The 5,663-nt window shown below is 60.7% G+C and carries 8 protein-coding genes; 6 read left to right on the forward strand and 2 right to left on the reverse strand.

Going from position 1 to position 5,663, the window contains the following annotated elements; genetic code table 11:
• Positions 1-1,073, forward strand: a 1,073-nt coding sequence (locus RYL44_RS09775) for a glycosyltransferase family 4 protein (RefSeq protein WP_314975859.1), incomplete at its 5' end; no start/stop codon positions are given.
• Positions 1,074-1,230: 157 nt separating this feature from the next.
• Entirely contained in the window at positions 1,231-1,998 is a 768-nt protein-coding gene (locus RYL44_RS09780; RefSeq protein ID WP_276740267.1) for a GntR family transcriptional regulator, read from the forward strand.
• On the opposite strand, the gene RYL44_RS09785 is transcribed toward RYL44_RS09780, so the two are convergent.
• Positions 1,965-2,150, reverse strand: a complete 186-nt coding sequence (locus RYL44_RS09785; protein ID WP_314975860.1) for a hypothetical protein — start codon at positions 2,148-2,150, stop codon at positions 1,965-1,967. The genes RYL44_RS09780 and RYL44_RS09785 overlap by 34 nt on opposite strands.
• 273 nt (positions 2,151-2,423) lie before the next feature.
• Between RYL44_RS09785 and RYL44_RS09790 the strand changes: the two genes are divergently transcribed.
• The 4 genes from RYL44_RS09790 to RYL44_RS09805 all read left to right on the forward strand — a co-directional run bounded on the left by RYL44_RS09790 (position 2,424) and on the right by RYL44_RS09805 (position 5,109).
• The gene (locus tag RYL44_RS09790) at positions 2,424-2,810 is read left to right on the forward strand and encodes a hypothetical protein (protein ID WP_314975861.1); all 387 of its coding nucleotides are present in this window, start codon (positions 2,424-2,426) and stop codon (positions 2,808-2,810) included.
• Between the two features lie 180 nt (positions 2,811-2,990).
• Positions 2,991-4,331: a C2 family cysteine protease gene (locus RYL44_RS09795; protein WP_314975862.1), complete on the forward strand. Its 1,341-nt coding sequence runs from the start codon at positions 2,991-2,993 to the stop codon at positions 4,329-4,331.
• On the forward strand, positions 4,328-4,813 hold the full coding sequence (locus tag RYL44_RS09800; protein ID WP_314975863.1) for a hypothetical protein: 486 nt from the start codon (positions 4,328-4,330) through the stop codon (positions 4,811-4,813). The genes RYL44_RS09795 and RYL44_RS09800 overlap by 4 nt, the downstream gene beginning before the upstream one ends.
• Positions 4,810-5,109 (forward strand): hypothetical protein, encoded by a 300-nt coding sequence (locus tag RYL44_RS09805; RefSeq protein WP_276740274.1) that lies wholly within the window; start codon positions 4,810-4,812, stop codon positions 5,107-5,109. The genes RYL44_RS09800 and RYL44_RS09805 overlap by 4 nt, the downstream gene beginning before the upstream one ends.
• 123 nt (positions 5,110-5,232) lie before the next feature.
• Here RYL44_RS09805 and RYL44_RS09810 read toward each other — a convergent pair.
• Positions 5,233-5,663, reverse strand: a 431-nt coding sequence (locus RYL44_RS09810; RefSeq protein WP_314975864.1) for a PD-(D/E)XK nuclease family protein, incomplete at its 5' end; no start/stop codon positions are given.

Raw genomic sequence — 5,663 nt, forward strand, 5'->3', positions numbered from 1 at the left:
TCTTCATCGTCACGTCCCTGCACGACGAGTCCCTGCCTCGTTTCGAGGACAAGGACGGCCTGCGCATCTACCGCCTGCCGACCAAAAACCTCTTCAAGCAACGCTACCCCTTCTTTAAGCGCGACGAGCGCTTCAAGGAGACAATGGCGGCCGTCGAAGCCGAGAACGCCGACTTCTACATCGTCAATACGCGCTTCCACCTGACCAGCCTGCTCGGCGCGCGCCTTGCGCATCGCCTGGGCCGTCCGGTCGCCCTGATCGAGCACGGCACCGCACACATGAGCGTCGGTAACCCGATCCTCGACTTTTTCGGCGGCATCTACGAGCACGCCCTCACCCACTTCGTCAAAAAGCACGTCACCTCCTACTACGGCGTCTCACGCAACTGCAACAAGTGGCTGCGCCACTTCAAGATCAAGGCGTCGGGCGTGTGGTACAACGCGGTGACCCCCGAGGACACCGCGGTGGCCGACAACCGCTACGAGCGTCAGTGGCCGCGCGGGCGCGCAGACTCCGAGATCGTCATCTCCTACGCGGGCCGCCTCATCGCCGAGAAAGGCATCGTCGCGCTGCTGGATGCCTTCACGCGGCTACGTGCCGAGCTCCCGGACGTTCCCCTACGCCTGGCCGTGGCGGGTTCGGGTCCCATCGAGGACGATCTGCACGAGCGCTACGGGTCCGACCCCGCCGTGTCTTTCCTGGGAAAACTGGATTTCCCCGCTGTCATGAGCCTGTACCGCCGATCCGACATCTTCGTCTACCCGTCGATGTACCCCGAAGGACTGCCCACCTCAATCCTCGAGGCGGCCCTGGGCGACTGCGCGATCATCGCGACGCCTCGCGGAGGCACAGAGGAAGTCATTACGTCTCCCAAGTTGGGGTGGATCGTCGACGGGGCTTCGTCCGCGCAGCTCACGGATGCCCTCGTGCCCGCCCTGCGCGAGGCCGTGACAGATCCGGCGCGCCGCGCGTCCTGCGCCGCTGCTGTGGGCGCGCGCGTGCGCGAGCACTTCACGTGGGCGTCCGTGGCCCGTTCAGTTGCCTCCGCCATTGACGAGGCCGTGGACCGCTGAGCGCTCACGAATTAGCTGCAGGCTCGCGGCCCCTGGTGCGTCCCTGTGTGCGTCTGGGCAACAGGTCGAGTGCGTCTGTACCGACTCAACCCCGTGTGACTGATACCATGTAACCGTATGTGTCACGAGGCTAAAGTCCTATTACGCGAGGTTGTCTATGTCCCGCTCTCCTCACACTGGCGTCAGCGAGTCCTACATCCCGGACATCACCCTGGATCGTTCGTCCCCCGTACCCCTGTACTTCCAGATTTCCGAGCCGATCGCCCAGTTGATTAATTCCGGCGCGCTGGCCGCGGATACGCGCCTCGAAGATGAGCTGTCGATGGCTGCCCGCCTCCACGTGTCGCGACCGACCGCGCGCCAGGCCCTCCAACGCCTGGTCGATCGTGGGCTGCTCACACGACGCCGAGGCATCGGAACGATCGTGTCTCCTCGCCAGGTCCACCGCCCAATGGAACTCACATCCCTCATGCGAGAATTGGTGGAAGCCGGCCACAAAGTCCGCACGACCATTCAGTGCTACGACGCTCACCCGGCGACGCAGACGGAAGCCGACACGCTCCAGGTCGACGAGGGCGCACCCATCGTGCACATTGAACGCACCCGATTTACCGACAATGAGCCGATCGCCGTCCTGATGAACCTCATTCCCGCCGACATTGCGCCAACCATGGCGGAACTCGAATCGGGTTCCCTCTACGATCTCATGCGTGAACGCGGCGTCGTCCTGACCTCAGCCCGCCAAGTCATCGGCGCGCGCAGCGCTACCGCGGCGGAGGCGAGACTCCTCGCCGAGCATCACGGCGCGGCCGTGCTGACAACTCAGCGCACGACGTATGACCCTTCAGGGCGCATCGTGGAGTACGGCGACCACATCTACCGCGCGTCGCGTTACTCCTTCGAGGCGAACCTTTTCGCGCAGTGATCGTCTCTGACTGCCTCCCCGTGAGAGGCCGGCGTCCACCACCAGGGCGAGGCTCGCAGTTCGCACGTCGTCGAGGCCGTGGCACTGATGCGGATGCCCCATCCGATGAACGCGGTAGCGCCGTCAAGCAAACGCACCTTGAAGACGTTCACTCCGATCATTAGTCTTGTGGGAACAACCGTCGACGATAGCGAATGGTCATGACCTACCCGTCACCCTTTGTTCCACCCCGTCCAGGACGCGCAGCCACCGGCGAGCGCGTCACGGAAAAACTGGGTGCAGCGATGCGCGCAGCAAATTCCACGAGGACCAATCAAGTCTGTCATATGAATGCAATAGTCCGACGCACTATTGCATCAATCGCGACAGCGATCCTCTCTATGGGCCTGATCGGCGCATGCGCCGGCAGAGAAGAAGGACAGAAAATGAGACACTGCAGCGGAACAATAATTGATCTTCCCTCTGCGATTTGGGCACCAGTCATTGACGGCGTTCCGTTTCTCGTCGTCAACGGAGCTAAAGCAACTGTCATTGCCGGTACTCCCCAAGCAGATATTCGTGTCTATTGGCTCAACGGGGATAACGCTCCACCCAACCTGAATGAGACACTGAAATTGGGTGAGAGCGCGACCCTTGAGAAGGTCGGGACCTTCACGCTCATCGAAGTGACCCCACCGGCCAACGGCGCACGCTGGCCCACCCCCGTGGTGTGCTTCGAACAGGACCCCCAGCTCATGGATACTGCACGCCAGTACGCCGCCGACAACGACCTCTACTTCCGCCCCGACGACGAGGAGGCACGCCAGTCATGACAGCATCCTTCGCCTGCGACCCCGCCGAGATGACGCGGCTGAAGGGCAGGCACGACACCCTGCGTGGAACCGTCGACGAGACCACTCTCCCGTCGGACGTGAGGGGCACGAGGACATTGACAAAACCTTTCAAGACGGTTAGCATTTGGTCACTGTTTCAGAGTTGATAAGGAAAACGACATGGGATGGTTTTCAACCTACGTCTCAGATCCACCAGGAAACGCCGACCAGATCGCGGGCATCAAAAACGGACTCAGTGCCGCTGCCGAGAAAGCAAACTCTGCCGAGATTGACCTATTGTCCATCAAGTTCTCGATCTCGAGGTGGGCCGGTCAGGCCCGCGATAACTACAGCGAGTCGAGCCAGCGCGCAGCGAGGCGCCTCTACAATTTCGGCGCAGGCCTGACGTCCGCCTCCAGCGACGTCGACAAGTACTACTGGAAACTCAAGTCCCTCACATCCTACGTGAACGGAACCCTGCGCCCGGCCCTGCAGGACCTCGACAAACAATTCGACGCCACGCCAATGGCGGACCGCTGGTCAAAGTTCTGGGAACTACGCAAACAAGCTCTGAGCATTCAAAGTGATTACAACAACCGCTACCAAGCTCTGAAACACTCGGCGGAGGAACTGTCTCGGAGTCTCGCGGGTGCGCTCGACGCCAGAACATACACAGGTGATTCAACGAGTGCACGCAAAGCTCGCGATAGTCTCGTAAGAGAGAAACTCACAAAGGACGACATCGGCAACATCGAAGATGAGCGCAATATGCTCGCGGAAGGGAAATACGACCCTCGAAGTGTCCATCAGGGCAATATAGGGGATTGCTTCTACCTCGCCTCGCTCATGGCTGTCATGAATTCCAAGGAGGGACAGGCGAAACTCGCGCAGGGCATTCGCCCACACTACAATTCCGCCCATAAGATCGACGGCTACTATGTGACGATCTATGAGAAACCCGGACTATTTTCAGGGCCTTCCCATGAAGTGTTTGTACAAGACACGTATGCCGTTGGCGTTTCCACATCCGGCCACAAAGGTGTCATCTCCCTCTACGAGAGGGCCTACGCTCAGGTCTACCCCGAGAGCGTCAACGGTGGCTCTTCTTTGGACGCTCTGCCGAAGATCACAACCAAGGACGCGCACAAAGTCGACGGAAAGGGCAGCTGGTTCTTCGGCTGGGGTGAGGGCTATGACAAGTCAGAGAGGCAAGAGATTATCCACTCTGCAAACAGTGGCCGCCCCACCGTCGCAAGCACAGGAGAGAGCAAGAACTTCCGGGGTGATACAGCACCCGTATCCGTCAAGCTTCCGGACGGCACACAGCAGACGATCGACATTTACGCTAGGCATTCGTACATGGTTAAACAAGCCGATCAATCGGGCGTAACACTGGTCAACCCACATGGAGAAAACACCATTTCAAACAGCTTTCTTTCAACTCCCAACGGAGAGTTCACGATCTCCTGGGAGGATTTCCAGAAGTATTATGGCTATGTCGCTATCGGTTCGGTGAAATGAAGCAACTGTTCCGACGTATCTCGCTCATTATGAGCACTCTTCTTTTCACCATCCCCCTGATGGGCGCATGCTCATCCAACCACGAAGGACAGAAGATGACACACTGCGACGGAGAGATCATCGCTCTCGAGCCAGCTATCCGGTATCAACTCATTGAGGGCTTCAGCCCCCTGAGAATCACGGGAACGAACGCCGACATCATCGATGGGATACCGCAAGCCGTGATCACGGTAAGTTGGTCAGCGGGCATCAACGTGCCAGAAGGCTTGTATCAGCAGCTCAAACTGGGTGAGAGCGCGACCCTTGAGAAGGTCGGGACCTTCACGCTCATCGAAGTGGCACCACCGGCCAACGGCGCACGCTGGCCCACCCCCGTGGTGTGCTTCGAACAGGACCCCCAGCTCATGGATACTGCGCGCCAGTACGCCGCCGACAACGACCTCTACTTCCGCCCCGATGACGAGGAGGCACGCCAGTCATGACAGCATCCTTCGCCTGCGACCCCGCAGAAATGGCTCGACTCAAGACCAGACACGACGCCCTGCGCGCAACGGTTGACGAAATCACCGTGCCTTCGGGGGGCGGCATCAACTGGGGATTCCTGGTCGTTACCTCCGGCTATCACAAGCTCGAATCGGATGGTAAGCGGCGCCGAGACACCATGCATAAGTGGTGCGGCCAGATGTCTGGAGCGATCCAGCAGACGTCACGCGACGCGCAAGCGGCAGATTCCCACTGGGCATCCGTCATCGACAAGGATCGACGCACGTCCCTGTAGCACGTTGCCTTCACGAACATCGCGAGCGTGCGGGTACGACGACAGGCCCGCGCACTCCCGATCGTCGCATCAGACAACGACAGGACTGTCGCCACCACGTGGACACGGCGGCGACCCGTCAGCTCAGCGCCCCAGAGCCTCCTTCACGGCCTGGTCCAACGGCTGCGCGGCGCCGCCAAGCATCCCCTCGAGGGCCTCAAGCGTGTAGTGCGACGGACCCACCAGGAAGGCGACCATCGCGCCCACCTCGGCGGCATCCACGCCCACGCGCGCAGCCCAGGCCCGCTGATACAGGCGCAGCTGCGTCGCGAAATAGGCCAGCTTTTCCGGCTTGGTCGTGCGCGTGACCGGCTGACCGCTCTTCCAATCCACGACCAGGAATCGCGGCCCCTCCCCGCTCACGCGCTCAAAAACGGCGTCGATACGGCCCTGCACGGACACTCCACCCACCTCCACGGAGAAGGCCTCTTCGATGGCGACGGCCCTATAGTCCGCCAGCTCCCCCGCGACGAACGCGCGGAAGTTCTCGCGCAGCCTCTCGAGCAGCTCGCGCT

The sequence above is a fragment of the Actinomyces bouchesdurhonensis genome (genome assembly GCF_963540955.1).
Lineage (GTDB): Bacteria > Actinomycetota > Actinomycetes > Actinomycetales > Actinomycetaceae > Pauljensenia > Pauljensenia bouchesdurhonensis.

What these genes read in the sequence shown, in the direction of transcription:
- RYL44_RS09780 (WP_276740267.1), top strand. Translation starts at nt 1,231, where the DNA reads ATGTCCCGCTCTCCTCACACTGGCGTCAGCGAGTCCTACATCCCGGAC.
- RYL44_RS09790 (WP_314975861.1), top strand. Translation starts at nt 2,424, where the DNA reads ATGAGACACTGCAGCGGAACAATAATTGATCTTCCCTCTGCGATTTGG.
- RYL44_RS09795 (WP_314975862.1), top strand. Translation starts at nt 2,991, where the DNA reads ATGGGATGGTTTTCAACCTACGTCTCAGATCCACCAGGAAACGCCGAC.
- RYL44_RS09800 (WP_314975863.1), top strand. Translation starts at nt 4,328, where the DNA reads ATGAAGCAACTGTTCCGACGTATCTCGCTCATTATGAGCACTCTTCTT.
- RYL44_RS09805 (WP_276740274.1), top strand. Translation starts at nt 4,810, where the DNA reads ATGACAGCATCCTTCGCCTGCGACCCCGCAGAAATGGCTCGACTCAAG.